We start from the raw sequence: 22,787 nt of genomic DNA on the forward strand, positions 1-22,787 counted from the left end.
CGCGTTCCCCCGTCCATGCACCGCACTTCCCGGCTTTCCGTTTCCCACCTGCTCCCGCTCGCACTGGCGGGCCTTCTGGCCACCGCATCCTTCGGCGCCGCGGCCCAGCAGGCGCAACCGTCCCCCGTGGATCTGGCGCGCAAGAACGCCTGCATGGCCTGCCATGGGCTGGTGCACAAGCAGGTCGGCCCGGGCTTTGCGCAGATCGCCGACCGCTACCGCAACGACGCCGCCGCGCCCGCGCGCCTGGCCGACAAGATCCGCAACGGCAGCGTCGGCACCTGGGGCCGCGTGATCATGCCGCGCCAGTCGCTGGTCTCGGAGGCCGACGCGCAGGTGCTCGCGCGCTGGGTGCTGGCACAGCCGCAACAGCAAGCGCCCGCGCGCTGAATCGCCGCTCAGGTCGACAGCTGCGACGGCGTGGCCGACTCCACCCGGAAGTCCGTCGGGAACGTCCAGGTGCCGGGCGCGTCGCGCTTGCCCAGTTGGCTGAGCTGGTAGCCCATGCCCCAGACCGCGTGCAACGACAGGCCGTGCGGCTGGTCGACGTACAGCCCCAGCTTGCGCCGCAGCTTCGACACGTTGGCGTCCAGCGTGCGCGAACCGGCGGCCACGCCGCTTTGCCAGCCGATCATTTCCAGGTGCTCGCGGCCCAGCGGGCGGTTCATGTGGCGGAAGAATTCGGCCGCCAGATCGAATTCGATCGGCGTCAGGCGAATCTCGGTGCCAGCCACGTCGACCATGTCGAACGGCGACAGCAAGCTGAATTCCTGCCATTCGAGGCTGCGCGGCACGACCGGCCGATTGCGCTGCCGCAGGAAGAACTCGAGCATGAAATACATCTCTTCGAAGGTCGACGGCTCCGGCAGCACGGCGTCGTCGGGGCCGGCATGCAGCAGCGACAGCCCGCGAATCTGCCGCTTGCGCGCACTCATGATCAATGGGGTGTTGTAGCGCAGCGTTTCACGCACCTGGCCCACGAGTTTTTGCACATCGTCGGGCGCCGACGGAATTGAAAGCAGCAGCGCCTCGAAACTGCCGGAAGGGGCAACCTGCGAAATCAATTCGTCGATATGCGAAAAGGCGACGGGCGTATAACCCAGCATCTTTACGGCACGGCTGGCATGCCACCGCGTTCGGGGAGAGGGGTCCAACACTGCAATGTGCGGGGAGTTTTGCTCAAACATTGAAAATTACCTTGCACACCGTGGCGTTACAAACTTCTATTTTTGCCTCGATGGCCGAAGAATTACCCTTGTTCATTCAAGCTCCCCGCAATAAATTGCTTTGAATTGTTTGGGATGGATTCATTTTTTTACAAATGAATTTCTATTCGCCTGAATTCCTTGAGAAGTGAATTTATTCCCAAATAAAGTTCACAGGTATGAGTGAAGTGAACAGAAATATGAGGATCGGGCACAGCGGCAGCGCCGTGCCCGAAATGCGCCGGCAGCGCGCCGGTCAGTGGGCGAGCAACGCCTTGCCTGCCCCGGCCAGCTCTCGCTGCAAGGCAAAGGCACGCGGCGTACAGCCGTACTTCTTGCGGAAGACGAGGCCGAAGTAGGCCGGGTCGGCAAAGCCGCAGTCGTAGGCGACCTGGGCGACGAACTTGCGCGCGCCTTCGGGGCTGCGCAGCATCCGGGCCGCGGCGTCCAGGCGGTCGCCCTGCAGGGTTTCCAGGAAGGTCATGCCGCGGCCGGCCTTGGCAAACACCTTGTGCACATAGCGCACCGACACGTTGAAGCTGGCGGCCAGCTTCTGCGCGTCGATCCCGGTGTCGGCATGGTGGTCGCGAATCCAGCGCCGCATGCGGGCGTGCAGGTCACCATCGCGCGGCGATACGCGCTCGCCCAGCGCGCCCGGCCGCGCTGCCAGTCCGTTCTGTTCCAGCGCGAACGACAGCATCGACATCAGGTGCTCGCCGAGCAGCTGACGCTCGGCCGGACTCCGGATGCTGCACAGGTGTTCGACGTTCAGCGCGCGCAGGTAGCCCGACAGCATCCCGGCCCAGCCCTTGCCGGCCGCCAGCCGCAGATCGGTGGACTGGTCCGCATGGGGCAGCCAGCGGTTCACCACCGCTTCCGGCAGTCCGAGCGTCCACGAATTGGTGACCTCGGTCGAGCGCAGGCGCAGCGGTTGCCACGAGTCGATCAGCACCATGTCCCCGGTGCCGAGCTCGACGCGCCCGCGCTGCTCGCTGATGGCCAGGCCGCCTTCGAGCTTGATCAGCAGGTGATAGGGGTACACCTCGGCCCCGAGCATCTGGCTCGGCCCGGTGCGCGCGATGCTCGCGCCGCTGCCATGCACCCGCATGAAAGCCAGCCCGGCCGTGTCGACGATGGTGAGTTCCTGCTGGAAGTCGGTGCGATGGGTGCTGTCCAGCGACCCCACATGCGGACCGATTTCATCGGCCCAGAAGGCGAACCCGTCCTTGCGCGACACCATGCCGGTGTGAACGCGCTGGACGCGACTGTCGGTCTCGGACATGCGGCTCGCCTTCCTCCATGCAGCCCGGCGCAACGCCAGAAGCCGCGGGTCACGAACGGGGACTCCCAGATTTTTTTTCCTGACAGGTCCGCGTGGACCTCGGATAATTTTTACAAACGATAACAGAGATAACAGCCCGGGTGTTCGGGGGGATGGAGCGGCGCACCAACCGGCGCAAGCTGCTGACGCACCACGCTCTCGGGCCGCGCCAAGGGCCGAATCGGCGCATCGATCCGGGCCCGTTTCCCCCTTCGGCCGAGGCGTCTGCCGGGCAATTGCATCTGAATGTGAATCACGACACATCCGTGCCGCGAAAGCGAATGTCAAAGAAGGGCGCGATTCGTAGCATTCATTCGAATCGAACGTCAACCGGAACTTTCTCTACTGGGGATGAAATGGCTGCTCTGTATTTCACGGAAATCGAACCTTTCGGCGCACGATGGCGCGCGGCGCTGGCGTCCTGCCTGCCGGGCCCGCGCCGCGATGCCGACGTGGTGCGGTCTTCTTCTCCCCTGCCGCCGACGGACCGGGTGTGTGCGCTGGTCTTCATCGCCAACCTCGCGCAACTGGCCGACACCGACGGCCCCGAGGTGGCGGCGGGCGTGAGCCGCGAGATCCGTCGCCGGCTCTTCGCGGCCTTTCCGCCATCGGGCGACACCGACCTGAGCTGCCTGCGCGACGACTGCTTTCTGCTGCGCACCCGCCACGCACAGCTCGACGACCTGCTGGCAGCCCTCGGTCGCGAGCCGATCTTCGTGAAGGGCATCGCCGCGCAGCCGCAGCTGCACGCCGACTGGATCGCGCTGCGCGACAGCGGGCCGATGAGCCCGGCCGAGATCGAACTGGCGCTGTGGGCCGCCCAACCGCATCCCGCGCCCGCGCCCACGGCCAGGGCGCGGCCTGCGAGCGACGTCGTGGTGGATGACATCGAGCACGTCTACGACCTGCGCATCGCGCGGCAGGGAGATGCCCTGTGGCTGCGCGAGCGATGTCTGCGAGGCGCCGAGGAACGCGCCCGGATCGACACGCTGTTCGCGCAACTCCAGCCCGGCTGACATGGCGTCGTTGCCTGCAACCTGTCGCAGCCCGGTCCGGCGAAGGGGCGCTCGATGGCGAGCTGCCCCGGGGACGCCGCACCGTCCTGCGCCTTGACCGCCGCCCGTGGATTCGCGCATGCGCATGAACCGCCGCCGGTCTCGCAACCGCCCTGGCCATGTATCTCCATCCCCTGATCGCCAGCGTGCCGCCCGACGAGCGCGCCGCCCTGATTCGCAGCAGCGCGCTGCATTCGTACCGGCGCAACGAGATCGTGCTGCAGTCCGACACGCACACCGACCGCATCTACTGCGTGGCCACGGGCCTGCTGCGCGCGGTCGACCGCGACGTGACAACCGACTTCATCCGCCGCGGCGATTTCTTCCTCGGCCCCTCGCTCGGCGAGAACAGCTACCAGGCCACCTCGACGCTCGTGGCCGCCCTGCCCTCGTCGGTCTACCACCTGCCCGTGGCCGCCGTGCGCCGGCTGTGCGCGCTGTACCCCGAGGTGACCATGGGCCTGCTGGAGATCGCGATGAAGCGCGTTGCCATGGTGCGCGGCCAGCTGCGGCGCATCTCGTCGCTGTCGTCCGAAAGCCTCGTGAGCCGCGTGCTGCACGAGCTCACGCAACTGGCGCCCGCGGCCACCGGCGGCTACGACAAGCGCATCACGCAGGCGGTGATCGCGTCGTACTCGGGGCTGTCGCGCGAGGTCGTCAACAAGACGATGCGCGACATGGAAAGCCGCGGGCTGGTGCGCCGCGACGACCAGGGCGTGCACGTGCCGCCGACCTTCGCCTCGACCGATTTCGGCAGCCTGCCGCCCGAAGCGCGCGCGCTGTCCGACGAGCTGTGCGCTTGGGACGGCGACAGCCCCCCAATGCCATGACACGCCACGTTCATCGCGCCCGTGGGGCGCGCCGGCTTCCTGCAAACTCGCCGTAGAAAAGAAGTACCGAAGCCACGATGCCCAAAGGAATTCCGAACCCCGCCGACATGTACGGCATCTCGCCGCGCCCCTGGGGCTTCGAGGTGTCGCTCATGCGAAACGGCGTGCGCTACGCGCGCCTCTTCGGCCACGCCAGCTACGGCGGTCCCCAGCAGGCGCTGCGATGCGCACAGGCCTGGCGCGACACCATCGTGAAGGAGCACCCGCCCATCGCACGCAAGGAACGCGCGCAGACCCTGCGCAGCAACAACAAGACGGGCGAGCCCGGCGTCTCCCCGCGGCTTTCCGCACAAGGCAAGCCCGTGGCCTGGCTGGCCAAGACCTACCTCGGCCACGAAGAGATCCTGCGCGCCGAATTCGAACTCACCGACTGGGGCCACGCCGCCCGTGCGCAAGCCGTCGGCGAACGGCAACGCCAGCTTGGCCGCATGGTCGGCCTCGCGCGGGTGCATCCCGCCGAGGAAGCCATCCGCCAACGCCCACCGCCCGGCGACGAAACGGCGCTGCCGCGCAAGCGCTCGAAATCGGAGATCGTTCGGCGCAACAACACGAGCGGTGTCAGCGGCGTGCAATTCAAGACACCGCGCCCCGGCCATCCCGGGTACTGGGTGGCGATCACCTACACGGCGGGCAAAGGCAGCGTGAGCAAGTCGTTCTCGGTGCGCACGCTGGGCCACGACGTGGCGCGCGAAATGGCGATCGCCGAGCGCCAAAAACAATTGCGCGCCAAGAGCTCCTGAGTTGCCGCGGACCTCAGCGCTCGGACTGCCCACTCCTGCGCGCGATGACCGCGTCGCGCACCGCGCGCTTCGACGCCAGCTGCGCCTTGCCGCAACGGCTGCAGCGATAGAAGCGCAGGCTCGGAAACAACTTCATCCACGGCCGCCGATGGATGCGCTCCAGGCGAGCCAGTCCGCACCGGCAGCGCACGAACGGGTTGCCGAAAGCAAAGCCCAGCGCCGAAGCGCGGCCGTGGTGTGTGATTGCGTACCCAGGAGCGTCGGTGTGCATGGGGGTCATCGTGCCGGCACGAAGGCACGCCGCGCGCCCGACTGTGATCCCCGTCACTTGCCGCCGCAACAAAGCGGCGTGCGGTGATCCGCGCCTAGGCGGCAGCAAGCTCCTGCGGCTCACCCAGCGACAGCATCAACCGGTTGGCCCAGTTGAAGAACGCCGCGCCATGCACGACATCGGCAATCGCCAGATCGTCCAGCCCCTGCGCGCGCAGTGCGTCGACGTGCGCGGGCCCGAAGGTCGATGGCGTGGCCGACAGCGCGACCGACGCTTCGACGATCGCATTCCAGCGCGCACCCAGATCGGCCTGCACGCCCTCGTCGAGCAGCCGCTGCACATCGTCCGTGCGCTGCGAGAAGTGCGAGGCAAAGCGCGCATGCACCGACGCGCAGTAGATGCAGCCGTTGAAGCGCGACGCGGCAGCGGCCGACAGCTCGCGCTCGGCGCGCGGCAGGCCGGCCTCGGGGTTGTAGAAGATGTCCTTGTCGGTGCGTGTGCGCGCGCCGAGGATGTCGGGGTCGCGTGCCAGCAATCGGAAGTACGGCGACCTGGCGCGCGACGCATCGACGAGGCCTGCGAAGTGGCGCTCGGTCAGTTCGTCCTCTCTCAGCGGCTCTAGCCAGGGCCGCCATTCGAGCTGCGCCTGCGTGAAGGTGCGCGGGTGCGTGTTGCCGGGATGGTTCAGGGTCGATTCAGTGCTCATGGGGGCGCTCATGCGGAAGTGGTGACCAGCGCGCGCAGGCCGATGACGACGCGGATCTGGAACGCGAGGAACGCCACCAGCTGCGACAAGGTGACGATCTCGGTGGTGCGCCATCCCGCATCGAGCAGCGCCTGCAGTGCCGCCGGGCTGGCATCGCGCGGATGGAAGACGAGCAGGTGCGCATGCGCCAGGCCTGCCGAGAGCCGCTCACCGAACACGGCGCGGTGCGCGTCGTCGACAGCGTAGACCGGGCCGACGTCGTCTTCCACGCTGAGCGGACCTTCCGGATAGCGGCCATACGGCCCTTGCGCGGCGCCGCGTGCGACTTCGGTTTCGATGGCCTGCGCCACGCCCTTCCCCGCCAAGGTCTCGCGATAGAAGCGCGCCACGTCAGGCTGCCTGTGCAAGCCGGCGACGAAGGCCGCGACGGCGAAACGGTCCGCGATCTCGAAGTGCCCGGCCACGGAGTCGGTCGGCGCGAACAGCGCGAGATAACTCTGTTGCGCCTGCGTGCGCGCTTGCTCGCGCTGCGCGCGCAGTTGGTCGAGCGCACTGCCGGGCGCAATGCCCACCAGCTGGTCGATCACGTCGACGGGCTGGAGAACGGGAGGAGAAGAGACAACAGCATTCATGAGAAGCAGCCTAGAGAAGCGCAAGCGATTGAAGGTCCGGCACGCCCGCATCGCGCGTCCAGCCCAGGGCGGGCGCAACGACGGTGGCGGTCAGTTCGATGGAACGCAGGATGGCCGCATGCGGCGGGTCGACCGAATGCACCTGGCACACGAGGTCGGTCACGCGCGCGAGCGTGCGGTCGGCGTGCAGCGAGGCGATGACGTCGTCGGGCGCGCCGACATGCACGTCGTACGCGGCAATCAGTTCGTCGAGTGGCGCGTCGGCGCGGACGCGGTCAGCAAGGCCAACCTGCCCTGTGGCAGCGGCTTGCACCACCGCGCGGCGCAACCCGATCTCGGCGAGGCGCAGCGCCTCCTTGCGGGTGTCCGCCACGAAGACGCTGCGCGAGCCCACGATGCGCGGCGTGCGGCCCAGCGGCAGCGCGGCGAGGTAGGCGTCGACGATCGGGTCCTGCAGTTCGGCCAGCGATGCATGGGGCGCCTGCGCAGCGCGCGGTTGCGTGCGCGAGAGCATCAGCCCGTCGCCGGCTGTGCCCGCGCGCGTACCGCCGCTCACCGAGAACGTGGCCTGCCAGAGCCGCCCGAGCAGTTGCGCGCCCGCCGGATACAGCGTGTCGCCGCCGGGCAGCGGCCGGCCGGCCCAGGCATCGCGCACCGTGGCGAGTTGTCGCTCGAACAGCGCCGCGCGGTCGTCGCTGTCCAGCCCGAAGGCCGCGAAAGACGCCGGCGTGCCGCCCGTGCCGACGCCCACTTCGAGCCGGCCGCCCGAGAGCAGGTCGAGCACGATCGCGTCTTCGGCGGTGCGCACGGCGTTCTCCAGCGGCAGTGTGACGATGCCCGTGCCCAGGCGGATGCGCCGCGTGCGCGAGGCCACGTGGGCGAGGAACACGAAGGGCGACGGCAGGCCGCCCTCGTGTTCATGGAAATGATGCTGCGCCACCCATGCCGAATCGAAGCCGAAGGCCTCGGCGTGGGCGATCTGCGCGGCAACGAGGCGGTAGCGCTCGGCGGCGGGGGCATCGTCGAGCAACCGGCTGAAAAAGCCGAGCCGCTTGCGCGGGGAAGTGAAGGTACCGGGCATCCGAAGGCCTGCGTGATCGAGAGCCTTCGAGTGTTGCGCCGCAAGCCGGTCGAATGGAAATCCGGTTTTCGCGCTTGCTTATGCGCTTTGCGCGCATCGCGCGTTCAATGCGGCACCGCGGGCGATCGCCGTGCGAGGCGCCGCAACCAGCCGACGCCCGCACCGACGCCCACGGCCATCAGCCCGGTGGTGGCGAGCATCGCTGCCGTGTGCAGCGCAACAGCCGCAAACGCCAGCAGCAGCGAGCCATTCATCGCACCCGTCGATGCATCGCCCATGCACAACGGGATCAGCGCCGGCACGAGCATCAGGCCGGCGCCATGTGCGGTGGACATCATGAAAGACCACAGCGCCAGCCCCGCATGCCCCGCCGGCGCACGCGCCATGGCAGGCAGTCGGCCCGACAGGTGAACGAGCGCGACCACCGCGAACAACCCACCGGCGAGCCACTGCAGCAGGCCCCGGTCCATCGACAGGCCGAGAGCCACCGCGACGACCACCAGCGCGACCGAAGCCACATGCCCGACCGCGATCGGCCACAGGGCCCGCAGCGCCTGCGCCTTGTCGTGCGCGCGCAGGCCCCACGCGGCGGCGAACATCCAGCCGGTGGTGGGGTTCAGGCCGTGCAGGACGCCCATTCCCGCCACCACCAGCCAGGGCCAGAGGCTTGCCATGATGCTGACCGTTCAACACGCCAGGTCGCGCGCTTTTACGACTTCGCGTGACAGCAGCCACCGGCGCTAGCAGCAGGCGCGGGTTCGTAGCGATCGTGGTGACGGAGCCACTCCATCGTGTAGGACGCGTTGTGCTCGTCGCGGCCCTTGGGCACGAGGTCGAGCATGTTGTAAGTGCCCATCATCACTTCCACGCCGCGACCGTAGGTCGAGTAGGTGTGGAACACGTCGCCGGCGTCGTCCTTGAAGAACACGCTGACGCCGGGTGCTTCTTCGCTCGGGAACGGCTGCTTCACGTAGTTGTAGGCGACCGCGCCGCTGGCCATTTCGTCGGCCGTGAAGCTCACGCCGAAGTCGTGGTTGAAGTCGTTGTCGTGCGACGAGACCCAGGTGAACTCCCAGCCCATGCGCCGGCGGAAGGCCTCGATGCGGGCCAGCGGCGCGCGCGAGACGGCCAGCAGCGTGACGTCGCGGTGTGCGAGGTGCACGCGCATGCCATCGGAATGGTCGGCCATGAACGAGCAGCTCTTGCAGCCCTGCTCCCAGTCGGGGCCGAACATGAAGTGCTGCACCAGCAACTGGCGGCGGCCCTCGAACAGGTCGGCGAGCGAACGGCGGCCTGTGGGGGTCTCGAAGATGTAGGCCTTCTCGACGCGCGTCCACGGCAGCGAACGGCGCTCCTCGGCGATGCGGTCGCGCAGCTGGGTCAGCTCCTTCTCGCGCGCCAGCAAGGCCTTGCGCGCGTCCATCCAGCGGTCGGGGGTCACGACGGGGTGATTCACGGTGGTGTTCATGGTGTGTGTGCTCCTTGGCTTGTGTGTCGTTCGTTCAGGCCGTGGCGGCCTTCGGGCGGCGCACCGCGCGGACCTTGCTGGCCCGGCCGTCGCCGGCATAGAAGAGCCCCGCGCCGTCGGACTCCAGGCCGCTCACGCCGACGCCGTTGGGCATTTCGAGCCGCGCGATCACGTCGCCATTCGCGGGGTCGATGCGGCGGATGTCGCTCTGGTCGCTTTCCCAGGTGCCGTGCCAGAGTTCGCCGTCGACCCAGGTCACGCCGGTGACGAAGCGGTTCGATTCGATGGTGCGGCGGATCGCACCGGTCGCCGGGTCGATCTGGTGGATCTTGCGGTCGCGGTACTCGCCCACCCAGAGGCTGCCCTCGGCCCAGGTGAGGCCCGAGTCGGAGCCGTTGCCGGGTGCGGGAATCGACGCCAGCACCTTGCCGGTGGTGGCATCGATCTTGTCGATGCGCGCCTCGACGATCTGATAGAAGCAGGTGCCGTCGAAGGCGGTGCCGGCATCGCAGGCGACGTCGATGCGGCGTGTCGCTTCGCCGCTAGCGGGGTCGAAAGCGACCAGCTGCCCGCCGGTGGCGGCCCACACCTGGTGGCCGTCGTGCGTCACGCCGTGGATGCGCTCCACGCCTTCGAACGGGCCGTATTCGCGCACGATCTCCGCGGCCTGCACCGCGCCTTCGAACCGGTCCTTGCCTGCTGCCTTCCTGCTCTGACTGTTGTTGCTGCTGCTCATGGGGGGCTCCTGTAGGTGCGCCACGGGGCAGCGCATGAGCCCGACTCTATTCAATCGGCAGTGCGGCGGGGAGTAACAAGATCGTCGTGAATCCCGCCAGCGGTGGGGCCAGCCAGCGGCGCGCCCGCGTCTGCCCGATGGCACGCACGCGCCGCTGCGCCTCGAGTTCGACCAGCGCGCGCTGCACGGTGCGCTGGCTCGCGCCCAGGGCCAGCGCGAGGGCCGAGGTCGACCAGGCGGCGCCGTCCGACAGCAGCGCCACCAGCGAGGCCTGGTCGCCGTCGATGGGCGGCGCCAGCACCACGATCGGTCGCGCATCGTGCGGCGTGAGGATGAAGCCCTGCGGTGTCGCCTCGATGCGCGCCATCGGCTTGACGAGCGCGCGCAGCCGGCCGATCTCGACGCGCAACCGCGCGCGGTGCGTTTCGTCGGGGTCGCGGGTGCGGAAGGCGTCGGCGATCAGCGCGTCGCGGTCGACATCACCGGGCCAGGCCGCAGCCAGCGCACGCGCCAGCGAGAACAGCACGGGCCGTCGCGCGAGCGAACGCCAGGTGTCGCCGCCGCCGACACCGCGGCGGCAGGCATCGACGACGAGCGCATCGGATGCAAGCAGCGCCTCGACCTCGTCCAGCCGCAGGGCCTGTTCGCCGTCCGCGGCGATGCGCCGGGCGGCGGGACGTTCGAGCGCGGCGCGTGCCTCCGCCACCTCGGCCAGCAACGCCGGCACGCGCGCCCGCAGGGCCGCGTCATGCGCGCGGGTGAGCGCTGCCCGTGCCGTGCCGGTACGCAGCGAGCGCAAGGCGAGTTCCGCCGACGCCAGCTCGGCCACCGCCGCGAGCGACGGCGGCAGGCTGTGGCCGTCGAGCAGCGACAGCGCGGCGGCGGCCTCGTCGAGCCGGCCGAGCAGCAGCAGCCGGCGCGCCGCGATGAGCCGCGCCTGCAGCGCATTGGCCAGATCGTCGCGCGCCTCCAGCGTGACGGCCGCCGCGATCAGCGCGCGCGGCGAACCGCCCAGGTCGCGCATCGCGAGCGCCACCTCGGCCTCGGCCACGATGCAACGCGCGCGCGCCAACTCTTCATGCGCCCCGAAGCCGCGCGCCGCGTGCCGCAGCAACTCGCGTGCACGCGGATGCTCGCCCAGCTGGGCCATGGCGATGCCGCGCAGCGCGAGCGCCGGCGGGTCGTCGCGCAGGGCCACGCGCTTGAGGGCACCCAGCGCGTCGCCGGCAGCGAGCGCACGCGCGGAGGCGGCAATGAGGGAATCCATGGGGCGACAGGCTACAACACCGCCGGTGCGCCCGGCATCGGTCGCCCTTCGCCTACAGACAGCCGCCGTGCGAGCGGACATGGTGGGGTCATGACACATCCGATCGAACTCATCATCGACGAGCCGGCTCCCGGATCCTTTGTCTGGCGGCTGCTCGAAACCGACACCGACGGTGCGCACCCCACCGTCCTTCGCTGCGCCTTCGACCCGGTCGAGAGCTACGAGCTCGCACTGGCCTCGGGACAGCGCGCCCTGCACAGCGAGATGCGCACGCACACTACAACGCAAGGCCACTGAGCGTCAGCATGCGCTGACGGCGGCTTCGCGAGGCGTCCTACCGCCCGGGCGCCATCGCTTCCTAGGATGGCTTTCGGGCGCCGGCTCTCTTGCGCTTGTTGCAACGAGACAACCGCCGGCGTCTTCAAGGAGATGACCATGCAAAGAAAGCTCATGTGGATGTGCGCCGCCGCCGTGTCCTGTGTCACGGCTGTCTCTGTGCAGGCGCAAGTGAACACGCCGCCCCCTGCCCCCGTCGATCCGGCGGTGGCCGAGTTCAAGGCAGCCCGCGACAAGATCTCGGCCGACTACAAGGCAGACCGCGCCGCGTGCGATGCCATGAAAGACAACGCCAAGGACGTCTGCGTGGAGGAAGCCAAGGGCAAGGAAAAAATCGCCAAGGCCGAACTCGATCAGAAGATGAAGCCCAGCGACGGCAATGCCCGCAAGGTGGCCGAAGCCAAGGTCGAAGTGGCCTACAGCGTCGCCAAGGAAAAATGCGACGACCAGAAGGGCGAAGCCAAGTCGACGTGCGTGAAGCAAGCCAAGGCCGACGAAAGCAAGGGCATGGCCGAAGTCAAGGCGATGAAGAAGTAACCCACCGGGCCGGCCGCCCTTCCCGTGGGTCTTGACGGGGGTGGTCGCATACTCGACAGATGCCCTCCTCCCCCACGCGTCCACGGGTCTACCTCGCGGGCCCCGACGTGTTCCGGCCCGACGCCGCGCAGTACTTCGCCGCGCTGGCACTGGCCTGCGACGCCCTCGGCATGACGGCCGTGCCACCGTTCGACGGCAAGGAGGCCGGCCCCGACCCGGCGCGCCGGATCTACGAAGAGAACATGAAACTGCTGCGGTCGGCGGACGGCGTCATTGCCAACCTCGCGCCGTTCCGCGGCCTGGAGCCGGACTCGGGCACGGTGTTCGAGGTCGGCGTGGCCATCGCCCTGGGCCTTCCGGTGGCCGCCTACGGCATCCCGCCGGGCACCTATGCGCAACGCGCCGGCACCGCGGGCCTCGTCGGCCGCGATCCGGATGGCTCCTTACGCGATCCCGAGGGCACGCTGATCGAAGATTTCGGGCTGCCACTGAACCTCATGCTCGCCTGCTCGGTCCGCTGTTCGGACCTGGCGACCGACGCGTTGCGAGTGCTGGCCGAGGTGTGGGGGTCTGCCCCCGCCAAGCGGCAGTGAGCCAAAATTCGTGACATAAGTCACGAATAGAAGGCCAGACATCCCCAATTTTGGGGAGTTTTTCTTCAAAAGTAATCCTTTAAGCCTCTTTTCACGTTGGACATTCCAACGCCCCAAAAAGGAGGCCAAGATGCCCCCCTCAGACCAACAAGCAGTTTTCGAAGCGGCGGGCCGCCTGGGTTCCATGGAAGTCCTGACCACGCAGATCAGCGCCATCGTCTCGATGCTGCGTGCCCTGTACGCCGCGCACCCCGAGCCGGCGAAGGTCCGCTTCCACTTCGACCGGCTGATCGGCCAGTTGATGACCAGCCCCTACCTCAGCCACGACCCGGACCACGCGTTGATCCTTCAAGACACGGCCGCGACGCTGGTCCGGCCTCCGATCGAATCCGACACTTCGCGCTGAGCATCGGATGCACTCCAGGAGACTCTGAAATGAGCTTTGAAAAAATCAGGCTTCGCTTCGGCCGAACATTCCATCGCGGGGATCGCGTCATCAGCGAAGGCCGCCCGGGCACGATCACTGGAGCGACCTATCCGCATGTGCGCGTGCGCTTCGACGGGCGGCAGATTGCCGTGCCTTGCGATCCTTGCGAATTGCATGTGGGCACAGCGCCGATCGCGACGCTGTCCGCGCTGGTACCGCAGCCGTCCTGAAGACATCGCCTCGCCTTTTTGGCGGGAGTGACGTGCGTTGCGAGCAGACGCAAAAAAGCCCCGACTGGCGGGGCTCTTAAGGGCTGTTTGATCACTGCAAAGTGATCAGGAAGCCAATCCTGGCGGAACCGGAGGGATTCGAACCCTCGATGAGGCTCTACACCCCATACTCCCTTAGCAGGGGAGCACCTTCGGCCACTCGGTCACAGTTCCTGAAAGCAACCGCAATTATGCCATTACTTAAGCGGTCGGTTGGTCGAGATCGAACGCTTTATGCAGCGCGCGCACGGCCAATTCCATATATTTTTCATCGATCACGACCGAGGTCTTGATTTCGCTCGTCGAGATCATCTGGATGTTGATGCCCTCTTCGCTCAACACACGGAACATCTTGCTGGCCACACCCACGTGGCTGCGCATGCCGATGCCCACGATGCTGACCTTGCAGATCTTGGTGTCGCCCACGATTTCGGTGGCGCCCAACGAAGGCATCACCTTCGACTCGAGCAGCTCGACCGTGCGCGCGAACTCGTTGCGATGCACCGTGAAGCTGAAGTCGGTCTTGCCGTCCTTGCTGAGGTTCTGGATGATCACATCGACCTCGATGTTGGCGTCTGCCACGGCACCGAGGATGTGATACGCGATGCCCGGCTTGTCGGGCACACCGAGCACCGAGATCTTGGCTTCGTCGCGATTGAATGCGATGCCGGATACGACGGCTTGTTCCATGTTTTCGTCTTCCTCGAAAGTGATCAGCGTGCCGGACTTGGCCTCTTCATTGATGTCGATGTCCCACGGCGTGAAGCTCGAAAGCACGCGCAGCGGCACCTTGTACTTGCCGGCAAATTCCACCGAGCGGATTTGCAGCACCTTGGAGCCGAGGCTGGCCATCTCGAGCATCTCTTCGAAGCTCACGGTGGTCAGGCGGCGCGCATCGGGCTCGACGCGCGGGTCGGTGGTGTAGACGCCATCGACGTCGGTGAAGATCAGGCACTCGCTGGCCTTCATGGCCGCTGCGATGGCCACGGCCGAGGTGTCGCTGCCGCCACGGCCGAGCGTGGTGATGTTGCCCTCGTCGTCCACGCCCTGAAAGCCGGTGATGACCACGACGCGGCCGGCCTCAAGGTCGGCGCGCACCTTGGCGTCGTCGATGCTCTCGATGCGGGCCTTGGTGTACGAGTTGTCGGTGCGCACCGACACCTGCCAGCCCGCGTAGCTCACCGATTCCACGCCCTCGGCCTGCAGCGCCATCGCCAGCAGCGCCGACGAGGCCTGTTCGCCGGTGGAGGCGAGCATGTCGAGTTCGCGGTGATAGGCCACGCCGGGTTTGCCCGGTGAGAGCTCCTTGGCAAGACCGAGCAGGCGGTTGGTTTCGCCGCTCATGGCGCTGGGCACCACGATCATCTGGTGGCCCGCACGCGCCCATTTGGCGACGCGCTTGGCGACGTTGCGGATGCGCTCGGTCGAGCCCATCGACGTGCCGCCATATTTGTGAACGATCAATGCCATGGATGAAATCAGAGAAAGATAAAGGGCCGCTTGGACAGCGGCGCCCTGCAAGCCGTCAGAGCGAAGTCTTCAGCGAGGGCGGGGCATTGTACCAATGCAGCTGGTCGCCCCTTCGCTCGACAAAGCCTGCGCCCACCTTGAGGTGGATGCGGTGGCCGCGCGTGGTGCAGGCACGGACCTGGCCCAGCAGTTGGTCGAGCTGCGCCGCGCTCGGTGCGCAGCCATGCGACCGCATCAGCCAGTGGCGCAGCACGTTGGCCTGCCGCGCGCGGGACAGCGACTGCAGCGGCCGGATCTGCGGCGGCTCGCCCACGATGGCGAGGTCTTGCGCCGCCAGTTCGCCCAGCAGTTGCTGCGCTTGCGCCGCGTGGCCGATGCTGCGCGCGAAAGTGGCACGGAACTGTGGAAAAGCCTCTGCTAATGCGGGAAGCAGCACGGCGCGAATGCGATTGCGGGTGTAGCGCGCATCGGCATTGCTCGGGTCTTCGATCCACGGCAGCTGCTGGTGCGCAAGCCAGCCTCGGATGTCGGCCGCCGGCACTGTGAGCAGCGGTCGGTGGATGTTCAATCCGTCGCGCACGGCATGCACGGGCATGGCAGCCAGGCCCGGCAGGCCGGCGCCGCGGGACAACGCCAGCAGCAGCGTTTCGATCTGGTCATCGGCATGGTGCCCCAGCGCGATGGACGACACGGCAGGCCGCGCCCCATCAGCTTGCGCCATGGCTGCATAGGCTTGGTAGCGTGCGCGTCGCGCCGCATCCTCAGGACTGTCGCCTGAGGCATGCCGCGCGTCGACCCGGTGCGTCACCAACGGCACACCGAGTCGTTCACAGACCTGCGCGCATTGCCGCTCGAAGTCGTCGGCCGCGGCCTGCAGGCCGTGGTGCACGTGAAAGGCGATCACCTGCCCCGGCCAACGCGCCGCGCAGGCTGCGAGCAAGGCGGTCGAATCTGCACCGCCGCTGAAGCCGACGGCCAGCGGCAGGCAGGCCGGTTCGAACGCGGCCATGGCGCGTTCGAAGGCTTCGCTCATGATCGAAAAAGGAAAAGCCGCTCAGCGGCTGATGTCGGCCTTGGTGTCGTTGAACCGGCCATAGCTCTGCAGGCGCTCGTAGCGGCGGTCCAGCAGTTCCTTCGTCTTCAGGTCGCTGACCTGGCGGAAGGCGTCGTTGAGCGCGCGCTTGAGGAACGCGGCCATCTGGCGATGGTCGCGGTGCGCGCCGCCGACGGGTTCGTTGACGATCTTGTCGACCAGGCCCAGCGCCTTCAGGCGGTGTGCCGTGATGCCCAGTGCATCCGCGGCTTCCTGCGCCTTGTCGCTGGTCTTCCAGAGAATGGACGCGCAGCCTTCGGGGCTGATCACGGAGTAGATCGAGTACTGCAACATCACGAGCTGGTCGCCGACCGAAATGGCCAGCGCGCCGCCCGAACCGCCTTCACCGATGATGGTGACGATGATGGGTACCTCGAGCTGCGCCATCTCGAAGATGTTGCGGCCGATGGCTTCCGACTGACCGCGCTCTTCCGCGTCGATGCCGGGGTAGGCACCGGGCGTGTCCACGAAGGTGAACACCGGCAGCTTGAATTTTTCGGCCGTCTTCATGAGGCGCAGCGCCTTGCGGTAGCCCTCGGGCTTGCTCATGCCGAAGTTGCGCGCGGTGCGCTCCTTCGTGTCGCGGCCCTTCTGGTGACCCAGCACCATGCAGGGCACGCCGTTGAAGCGCGCCAAGCCACCGACGATCGACAGGTCGTCCGAGAAATGACGGTCACCATGCAGCTCGACGAAGTCAGTGAAGATTTCGTTGACGTAGTCGAGCGTGTACGGGCGTTCCGGATGCCGCGCGATCTTGGTGATCTGCCAGGGCGTCAGGTCGCTGTAGATGTCCTTGGTGAGCTGCTGGCTTTTCTTGCCAAGCTGATCGATTTCTTCCGAGATGTCGACCGCCGATTCGGTCTGTACATAGCGCAGTTCTTCGATTTTTGTTTCGAGTTCAGCAATGGGCTGCTCGAAGTCGAGGAAGGTTCGTTTCGCCAACGTCTTCTCCTGTTTTGTTCAATATGCGACCGGCACGGGGTCCAGCGATCGCCAAATATACCAAGTCGCCACGCTGCAATACGGCGCCCAGGCCACGGCGACGTCACGGGCATCGCTGCGGCTGACCGGGTCGCCCGAAAAATAATTCACGCTGATGCCATTGAGCAGGCCCTGGTCGTCGACCGGCAGCACGTTCGGGCGCATCAGGTGGAAGATGAGGAACATCTCGGCAGTCCAGCGGCTGATGCCGCGGATGGCCACGAGTTCTTCGATGATGAGCTCGTCCGACATGTCTTGCCAGCGGTCGACATGCACGGTGCCCGAATCGAAATTCAGGGCCAGGTCGACCAGGTACTCGATCTTGCGCGCCGACAGCCCGGCGCCGCGCATGTCGTCGACCTTGAGCTTGAGCACGTTGGCCGGCGTCAGCTTGCGCGGCAGCGTGGCGAACTTGTCCCAGGTCGTCTGCGCGGCCTTCACCGAGATCTGCTGGCCCACGATGCTGCGCGCCAGCGTGGTGAAGGCGTCGCCGCGCGACTCGAGGCAGGCCTCGCCGAACTTCGGAATGAGCCGCTTCATCACGCGGTCTTTCTTGGCCAGGTGCTTGCAGGCTTCCTCCCAATAGTCCGGCGTGTAGATGCGCACGCTGGTCTGCTGGGTTGCGGGTACGGGGTTGGTCGTTCCGTTCACTGTGCAGCCGCCCAGGTCGTTCCCGTGGGCGAATCCTTGAGCACGATGCCCTGCTCGAGGAGTTCCTGGCGAATGCGATCGGCCTCGGCGAAATTCTTCGCCGCCTTGGCCGCCGCACGTGCGTCGATCTTCGACTGGATGGTGGCTTCGTCGAGCGTGGTGCCGGCTTGCAGAAACGCCTTCGGGTCGCCTTGCAGCAGCCCCAACGTGCCGGCCAATGCCTTCAGCAGGCCTGCGGTGTCGGCGGACTTCGTGCGATTGACTTCGCCGGCCAGCTCGAACAGCACGGCGATGGCTTCGGGCGTGCCGAAGTCTTCGTCCATCGCCGCCTTGAAACGTGCGGCGTGGGGCTGCGTCCAGTCGATGGCCACGGTCGCGGGCGCCACCAGGTCGAGCGCGGTGTACAGGCGCTTGAGCGAGTTGCGCGCGTCGTCGAGGTGCGCGTCGCTGTAGTTCAGCGCGCTGCGGTAATGCGTGCGCACCAGGAAGAAACGCAGGCTTTCGGCGTCGTACTTCTGCAGCACTTCGCGGATGGTGAAGAAGTTGCCCAGGCTCTTGGACATCTTCTCGTTGTCCACGCGCACGAAGCCGTTGTGCACCCAGAAGCGCGAGAGCGGCTTGCCGTTGGCGCCTTCGCTCTGCGCAATTTCGTTCTCGTGATGCGGGAACTGCAGGTCGGCGCCACCGCCGTGGATGTCGAAGGTTTCGCCGAGCGTGGCGCAGCTCATGGCCGAGCACTCGATGTGCCAGCCCGGACGGCCGGTGCCGAAGGGGCTCTCCCACTTGGCGTCGTCGGGCTCCGTCGGCTTGGCGGATTTCCAGAGCACGAAGTCGAGCGGGTCTTGTTTGCCGTCGAGCACCGCGACGCGTTCGCCCGCGTGCAGTTCGTCGAGCGACTTGCCCGAGAGCTTGCCGTAGCCGGGGAACTTGCGCACCGCGTAGTTCACGTCACCGTTGTCCGAACGGTAGGCCAGGCCCTTGCGCTCCAGTGTCTCGATGATGCCGAGCATCTGCGGCACGTATTCGGTGGCGCGCGGCTCGATGGTGGGCGGCTCGATGCGCAGCGCACCGATGTCCTCGTGCATGGCCGCGATCACCTCGTCGGTCAGCGCGCGGATCGTGATGCCGCGCTGGACCGCGCGGGCAATGATCTTGTCGTCGATGTCGGTGATGTTGCGCACGTAGGTCACGGCATAACCGCTGGCACGCAGCCAGCGCTGCACCACATCGAACGCCATCATCATGCGGGCATGGCCGATGTGGCACAGGTCGTAGACCGTCATGCCGCATACGTACATGCGAACCTGCCCAGGTTGCAGGGGGGAGAATTCCTCCAATTCACGCGACAGCGTGTTGTAGATGCGCAGACTCATGGGACTCGGAAAGCGTTGATTCGCGCACGTGCGGTACGGGCGAGCAACGGTGTATTTCAGGGGTGACGGGGGGCGTGGCTACGAGGGGTTCGACGTGGCCCCTCGGCTACAATGCGACGCAGTATAAACGGCTGCCGCCGCGCAGCACCCGGGTGTTCTCCAGGCCCGCTCCCCCCATCCTGCCGAGACTTCATGAAGCACGCCGTGTTCTCCAAACTCCCCCTCGCCTTTGCACTGCTGTTCGGTCTGTGGGGCTTTGCCGCGCACGCCAACGACTACGACGACGTCAACCTGTTGCTGCGCCAGGGCAAGGCCGCCGAGGCGCTCGCCAAGGCCGACACCTACATCGCCGGCAAGCCGCGCGACCCGCAGATGCGTTTCCTGCGGGGCGTGATCCTCACCGAGCAGAACAAGGCCGCCGAGGCGATCACCGCGTTCACGCAGCTCACGCAAGACTTCCCGGAACTGCCCGAGCCCTACAACAACCTCGCGGCGCTGTACGCCTCGCAGAGCAAGTTCGACCAGGCCCGCGCCGCGCTCGAAACCGCGCTCAAGCTCAGCCCCAACTACGCCACCGCGCACGAAAACCTCGGCGACGTGTACGCACGCCTGGCAGCCCAGGAATACCAGCGCGCCCAGCAGTTCGCCACCACCAACGCAAGCGTGGCGCCCAAGCTCTCGCTGATCCGCCAGATCTTCACGCCCAAGGCCGCGGCCGACGCGGCCGTGCTGCCGGCGGCGCCGCCCGAGGTGCGCAAGCCTGTGGGCCGTACGACGAAGTAACCACCTCTTGCAATCCGGTGGTGCGCACACAGTTGCCTCCCAACCTGCGCCATCGCAGGCCCACTGCCCTCCCCTCCACCCGCACACGGAGCCTCATTTGACGACCTCTGCACTTTCCCGTTTCAGCCGCCGCGGCGCCCTTGCCCTGGCTGCCGCCCTGGCCTTCGGTGCCGCCGCCGGCGCGCACGCCCAGCAGGCCGCGCCGCGCGTCAAGCTCGCTACCTCGGCGGGTGACATCGTGGTCGAGCTCGATGCGGCCAAGGCCCCCAAGACGGTCGAAAACTTTTTGCAGTACGTCAAGGACAAGCACTACGACGGCACGGTGTTCCACCGCGTCATCGACGGCTTCATGATCCAGGGCGGCGGCTTCACGGCCGACCTGCAGCAAAAGCCCACGCGCCCGCCGATCCCGCTCGAGGCCAACAACGGCCTGAAGAACGACAAGTACACGATCGCGATGGCCCGCACCGGCAACCCGAATTCGGCCACCTCGCAGTTCTTCATCAACGTGAAGAACAACGACTCGCTGAACGCACCCAACCCCGACGGCTACGGCTACACCGTGTTCGGCAAGGTCGTCGCCGGGACCGACGTGGTCGACAAGATCCGCGCCGTGCAGACCGGCAACAAGGGCGGCATGCAGAACGTGCCCGTCGAAACCCTCACCATCAAGTCCGCCACGCTGGCGAAGTAAATTTCCGTAGAAGGAGCTATCCCATGAGCAATCCCCAAGTCGAACTGCACATCAAGAACTACGGCGTCATCACGCTCGAACTCGACGCCGAAAAGGCACCGAAGTCGGCCGCCAACTTCATCGAGTACGTGAAGAAGGGCCACTACGACAACACGGTGTTCCACCGCGTGATCCCCGGCTTCATGGTGCAAGGCGGCGGTTTCGAGCCCGGCATGAGGCAAAAGCCCACCGGCGCCGAGATCGAGAACGAAGCCAACAACGGCCTCAAGAACGCCAACTACACCGTGGCCATGGCCCGCACGAGCGCACCGCACTCGGCCACCGCCCAGTTCTTCATCAACGTGGCCGACAACGGCTTCCTGAACCACACCGCCCCTTCGGCCCAGGGCTGGGGTTACGCGGTGTTCGGCAAGGTCACGGGCGGCACCGATGTCGTCGACAAGATCAAGGCCGTCAAGACGGGCCGCAAGGGCTTCCATGACGACGTGCCGCTCGAAGACGTCGTGATCGAAAAGGCCGTTGTCACCGCCGAATGACACGCTTCAGGCACGGCGGCGCGGCATGACCCCGATGGCGAACCCGGCTTTCTCCGAGCTGGTGGCGCCGCCCGCGTGGCGCACCGTCGACCTGATCTCCGACCTGCACTTGCAGGCCAGCGAACTGGCCACCTTCGAGGCCTGGCAGGGCTACCTGCAGACCACGCCGGCCGATGCACTGGTCATCCTCGGCGACCTGTTCGAGGTGTGGGTGGGCGACGATGCCGCCGACCAGCCGGGCTTCGAGGCGCAATGCGTCGAGTTGCTCCAGCGCGCGGCGCAACGCATGCCCGTGTTCTTCATGCACGGCAACCGCGACTTCCTCGTCGGCAAGGCCTTTGCCGCGCAGTGCGGTCTCACGCTGCTCGACGACCCCACAGTGCTGGTGCTGCACGGCGAACGATGGCTGCTGAGCCATGGCGACGCCCTCTGCCTCGACGACACCGAATACCTCCAGTTTCGCGCCCAGGTGCGCACGCCCGAATGGCAGGCCGCGTTCCTCGCGCGCCCGCTCGAAGAACGCCGCGCGCTCGCCCGCGCCATCCGCACGCAAAGCGAAGACCGCAAGCGCGACCCTTCGGCCCTCTGGGCCGACGTCGACGCCAACGCCGCGCGCGAATGGCTGCAGCGTGCGGGCGCCAGCGCGCTGATCCACGGCCACACCCACCGCCCCGCCGTGCACGACCTGGGCCACGGCCTGCGTCGCATCGTGCTCAGCGACTGGGACGTCGCCGCCCATCCGCCGCGTGCGCAATTGCTTTGCCTCTCGGCCGCCGGCGCGCAGCGCGTCGACCTGCGCTAGGCGCACCGCCCGCCGATGTTCAAGTGGCTGCGCCGGCTGCGCACCCTGCCCCCGATTCCCGACGCCGCCTGGCGCGCCACGCTCGCGCGCTACGCTTTCCTCGGCGAACTGCCGCCCGCAGACCAACTGCAGCTGCGCACGCTGGCGGCCGAGTTCCTGCGCGACAAGGAATTCCACGGCACGCAAGGCTTCGTCATCACCGACGAGGTCGCACTGGCCATCGCGGCGCAGGCCGTGCTGCCGGTGCTGCACTTGAAGGACGGGCTCGACTGGTACGACGATTTCGTCGGCATCGTGGTGCATCCGTCCGAAGTGGTGGCGCCGCGCAAGGTCGTCGATGACGCCCTCGTCGTGCACGAGTACGAAGAGGTCGTCGCCGGCGAGGCGATGGACCAGGGCCCCGTGATGCTCAGCTGGCAGGACGTGCTCGCGAGCAGCGTCACCAGTGAGGGTGGCTACAACGTCGTGATCCACGAGTTCGCCCACAAGATCGACATGCGCAACGGCATCGCCGATGGCTGTCCGCCGCTGCCGGCCGGCTTCATGGGCCGGCGCAGTGCGCGCGAGGCCCGCGCAGCCTGGCTGGCGGTGCTGCAGCCGGCTTACGACGACTTTCGCGAGAAGACCATCCTCGCCGAGCGCTTCGGCGTCGAGCCGCCCTGGCTCGACGACTACGGCGCAACCTCGATCAGCGAATTCTTCGCGGTGGCCTGCGAGGCCTACTTCGTGAACCGGCCGAACTTCGCACGCGACTTTCCGCAGGTCCTCGCGTTGTTCGACGCATTTTTCCTTCCCGCGAAGTCCTGAACTGACGCGGTTCGGACAAAGAAAAAGGCGCCTCGATGAGGCGCCTTTTTCATGGATGCGGCT

At 67.0% G+C, this 22,787-nt stretch carries 29 protein-coding genes and 1 tRNA gene; 14 read left to right on the forward strand and 16 right to left on the reverse strand.

The features are described from left to right. Positions 1-15 precede the first annotated feature (15 nt). On the forward strand, positions 16-390 hold the full coding sequence (locus tag GFK26_RS26270; protein ID WP_228121786.1) for a c-type cytochrome: 375 nt from the start codon (positions 16-18) through the stop codon (positions 388-390). Between the two features lie 8 nt (positions 391-398). Here the strand turns inward: GFK26_RS26270 and GFK26_RS26275 are convergent, their stop codons facing one another. Together GFK26_RS26275 and GFK26_RS26280 are read right to left on the reverse strand one after the other, a co-directional pair. Beyond that, complete coding sequence (locus GFK26_RS26275) at positions 399-1,187, reverse strand: winged helix-turn-helix transcriptional regulator (RefSeq protein ID WP_153284536.1); 789 nt, start codon at positions 1,185-1,187, stop codon at positions 399-401. A gap of 274 nt (positions 1,188-1,461) precedes the next feature. After that, positions 1,462-2,487: an AraC family transcriptional regulator gene (locus GFK26_RS26280; protein ID WP_194273957.1), complete on the reverse strand. Its 1,026-nt coding sequence runs from the start codon at positions 2,485-2,487 to the stop codon at positions 1,462-1,464. Positions 2,488-2,882: 395 nt separating this feature from the next. Here GFK26_RS26280 and GFK26_RS26285 point away from each other — a divergent pair, with 395 nt between their 5' ends. The 3 genes from GFK26_RS26285 (at position 2,883) to GFK26_RS26295 (ending at position 5,211) form a co-directional block, all read left to right on the forward strand. Beyond that, the gene (locus tag GFK26_RS26285; RefSeq protein ID WP_228121787.1) at positions 2,883-3,542 is read left to right on the forward strand and encodes a hypothetical protein; all 660 of its coding nucleotides are present in this window, start codon (positions 2,883-2,885) and stop codon (positions 3,540-3,542) included. A 158-nt stretch (positions 3,543-3,700) separates the two neighbouring features. Then, entirely contained in the window at positions 3,701-4,411 is a 711-nt protein-coding gene (locus GFK26_RS26290) for a Crp/Fnr family transcriptional regulator (RefSeq protein ID WP_153284538.1), read from the forward strand. A 77-nt stretch (positions 4,412-4,488) separates the two neighbouring features. Further along, the gene (locus GFK26_RS26295; RefSeq protein ID WP_228121788.1) at positions 4,489-5,211 is read left to right on the forward strand and encodes an AP2 domain-containing protein; all 723 of its coding nucleotides are present in this window, start codon (positions 4,489-4,491) and stop codon (positions 5,209-5,211) included. Between the two features lie 13 nt (positions 5,212-5,224). Here the strand turns inward: GFK26_RS26295 and GFK26_RS26300 are convergent, their stop codons facing one another. From GFK26_RS26300 to GFK26_RS26335, 8 genes are all read right to left on the reverse strand, one after another. Beyond that, positions 5,225-5,482: a hypothetical protein gene (locus GFK26_RS26300; RefSeq protein WP_153284539.1), complete on the reverse strand. Its 258-nt coding sequence runs from the start codon at positions 5,480-5,482 to the stop codon at positions 5,225-5,227. A 94-nt stretch (positions 5,483-5,576) separates the two neighbouring features. Further along, on the reverse strand, positions 5,577-6,188 hold the full coding sequence (locus GFK26_RS26305) for an alkylhydroperoxidase domain protein (RefSeq protein WP_153284540.1): 612 nt from the start codon (positions 6,186-6,188) through the stop codon (positions 5,577-5,579). Between the two features lie 8 nt (positions 6,189-6,196). After that, complete coding sequence (locus tag GFK26_RS26310; protein ID WP_153284541.1) at positions 6,197-6,820, reverse strand: CMD domain protein; 624 nt, start codon at positions 6,818-6,820, stop codon at positions 6,197-6,199. 10 nt (positions 6,821-6,830) lie between these two features. Next, positions 6,831-7,901, reverse strand: coding sequence for a putative FMN-dependent luciferase-like monooxygenase (locus GFK26_RS26315; RefSeq protein ID WP_153284542.1), 1,071 nt, complete (start codon positions 7,899-7,901; stop codon positions 6,831-6,833). Between the two features lie 104 nt (positions 7,902-8,005). Next, positions 8,006-8,575: a hypothetical protein gene (locus tag GFK26_RS26320; protein WP_153284543.1), complete on the reverse strand. Its 570-nt coding sequence runs from the start codon at positions 8,573-8,575 to the stop codon at positions 8,006-8,008. Between the two features lie 35 nt (positions 8,576-8,610). Next, entirely contained in the window at positions 8,611-9,369 is a 759-nt protein-coding gene (locus GFK26_RS26325) for a DUF899 domain-containing protein (RefSeq protein ID WP_153284544.1), read from the reverse strand. Positions 9,370-9,403: 34 nt separating this feature from the next. Then, positions 9,404-10,105, reverse strand: coding sequence for a hypothetical protein (locus GFK26_RS26330; protein WP_153284545.1), 702 nt, complete (start codon positions 10,103-10,105; stop codon positions 9,404-9,406). A 46-nt stretch (positions 10,106-10,151) separates the two neighbouring features. Further along, positions 10,152-11,372, reverse strand: a complete 1,221-nt coding sequence (locus GFK26_RS26335; RefSeq protein WP_153284546.1) for a helix-turn-helix domain-containing protein — start codon at positions 11,370-11,372, stop codon at positions 10,152-10,154. A 90-nt stretch (positions 11,373-11,462) separates the two neighbouring features. Between GFK26_RS26335 and GFK26_RS26340 the strand changes: the two genes are divergently transcribed. The 5 genes from GFK26_RS26340 to GFK26_RS26360 all read left to right on the forward strand — a co-directional run bounded on the left by GFK26_RS26340 (position 11,463) and on the right by GFK26_RS26360 (position 13,495). Further along, a complete protein-coding gene (locus GFK26_RS26340) occupies positions 11,463-11,669 on the forward strand; it encodes a hypothetical protein (protein WP_153284547.1) in 207 nt (68 codons plus the stop codon). A 138-nt stretch (positions 11,670-11,807) separates the two neighbouring features. Beyond that, a complete protein-coding gene (locus tag GFK26_RS26345; RefSeq protein WP_153284548.1) occupies positions 11,808-12,245 on the forward strand; it encodes a hypothetical protein in 438 nt (145 codons plus the stop codon). Between the two features lie 59 nt (positions 12,246-12,304). Next, positions 12,305-12,838 (forward strand): nucleoside 2-deoxyribosyltransferase, encoded by a 534-nt coding sequence (locus tag GFK26_RS26350; protein ID WP_153284549.1) that lies wholly within the window; start codon positions 12,305-12,307, stop codon positions 12,836-12,838. Between the two features lie 130 nt (positions 12,839-12,968). Beyond that, entirely contained in the window at positions 12,969-13,244 is a 276-nt protein-coding gene (locus GFK26_RS26355) for a hypothetical protein (protein ID WP_153284550.1), read from the forward strand. A gap of 29 nt (positions 13,245-13,273) precedes the next feature. After that, the gene (locus GFK26_RS26360) at positions 13,274-13,495 is read left to right on the forward strand and encodes a hypothetical protein (protein ID WP_153284551.1); all 222 of its coding nucleotides are present in this window, start codon (positions 13,274-13,276) and stop codon (positions 13,493-13,495) included. A gap of 120 nt (positions 13,496-13,615) precedes the next feature. On the opposite strand, the gene GFK26_RS26365 is transcribed toward GFK26_RS26360, so the two are convergent. The 6 genes from GFK26_RS26365 to cysS all read right to left on the reverse strand — a co-directional run bounded on the left by GFK26_RS26365 (position 13,616) and on the right by cysS (position 19,102). After that, positions 13,616-13,708: transfer RNA gene (locus GFK26_RS26365), tRNA-Ser, on the reverse strand. A gap of 27 nt (positions 13,709-13,735) precedes the next feature. Continuing rightward, positions 13,736-15,004, reverse strand: coding sequence for an aspartate kinase (locus GFK26_RS26370; RefSeq protein WP_153284552.1), 1,269 nt, complete (start codon positions 15,002-15,004; stop codon positions 13,736-13,738). A 55-nt stretch (positions 15,005-15,059) separates the two neighbouring features. Further along, positions 15,060-16,037, reverse strand: a complete 978-nt coding sequence (tilS, locus tag GFK26_RS26375) for a tRNA lysidine(34) synthetase TilS (RefSeq protein ID WP_153284553.1) — start codon at positions 16,035-16,037, stop codon at positions 15,060-15,062. Positions 16,038-16,058: 21 nt separating this feature from the next. Further along, complete coding sequence (locus tag GFK26_RS26380; RefSeq protein ID WP_101492880.1) at positions 16,059-17,039, reverse strand: acetyl-CoA carboxylase carboxyltransferase subunit alpha; 981 nt, start codon at positions 17,037-17,039, stop codon at positions 16,059-16,061. A gap of 18 nt (positions 17,040-17,057) precedes the next feature. Further along, entirely contained in the window at positions 17,058-17,729 is a 672-nt protein-coding gene (locus tag GFK26_RS26385; protein ID WP_153284554.1) for a DNA-3-methyladenine glycosylase family protein, read from the reverse strand. Next, positions 17,726-19,102, reverse strand: coding sequence for a cysteine--tRNA ligase (cysS, locus tag GFK26_RS26390; protein ID WP_153284555.1), 1,377 nt, complete (start codon positions 19,100-19,102; stop codon positions 17,726-17,728). The genes GFK26_RS26385 and cysS overlap by 4 nt, the downstream gene beginning before the upstream one ends. A 192-nt stretch (positions 19,103-19,294) precedes the next feature. On the opposite strand from cysS, the gene GFK26_RS26395 reads away from it, so the two are divergent. From GFK26_RS26395 to GFK26_RS26415, 5 genes are all read left to right on the forward strand, one after another. Continuing rightward, a complete protein-coding gene (locus tag GFK26_RS26395) occupies positions 19,295-19,885 on the forward strand; it encodes a tetratricopeptide repeat protein (RefSeq protein WP_153284556.1) in 591 nt (196 codons plus the stop codon). A gap of 97 nt (positions 19,886-19,982) precedes the next feature. After that, positions 19,983-20,579 carry a peptidylprolyl isomerase gene (locus GFK26_RS26400; protein ID WP_082818298.1) on the forward strand — a complete coding sequence of 199 codons (597 nt, stop codon included), beginning with the start codon at positions 19,983-19,985 and terminating at the stop codon, positions 20,577-20,579. 23 nt (positions 20,580-20,602) lie between these two features. Then, on the forward strand, positions 20,603-21,115 hold the full coding sequence (locus GFK26_RS26405) for a peptidylprolyl isomerase (protein ID WP_153284557.1): 513 nt from the start codon (positions 20,603-20,605) through the stop codon (positions 21,113-21,115). A 25-nt stretch (positions 21,116-21,140) separates the two neighbouring features. After that, on the forward strand, positions 21,141-21,917 hold the full coding sequence (locus GFK26_RS26410; RefSeq protein WP_416222515.1) for a UDP-2,3-diacylglucosamine diphosphatase: 777 nt from the start codon (positions 21,141-21,143) through the stop codon (positions 21,915-21,917). A 15-nt stretch (positions 21,918-21,932) separates the two neighbouring features. Continuing rightward, a complete protein-coding gene (locus tag GFK26_RS26415) occupies positions 21,933-22,724 on the forward strand; it encodes a zinc-dependent peptidase (RefSeq protein WP_153284558.1) in 792 nt (263 codons plus the stop codon). The last annotated feature ends 63 nt before the right edge of the window (positions 22,725-22,787 follow it).

The sequence above is a fragment of the Variovorax paradoxus genome (assembly GCF_009498455.1).
GTDB lineage: Bacteria > Pseudomonadota > Gammaproteobacteria > Burkholderiales > Burkholderiaceae_C > Variovorax > Variovorax paradoxus_H.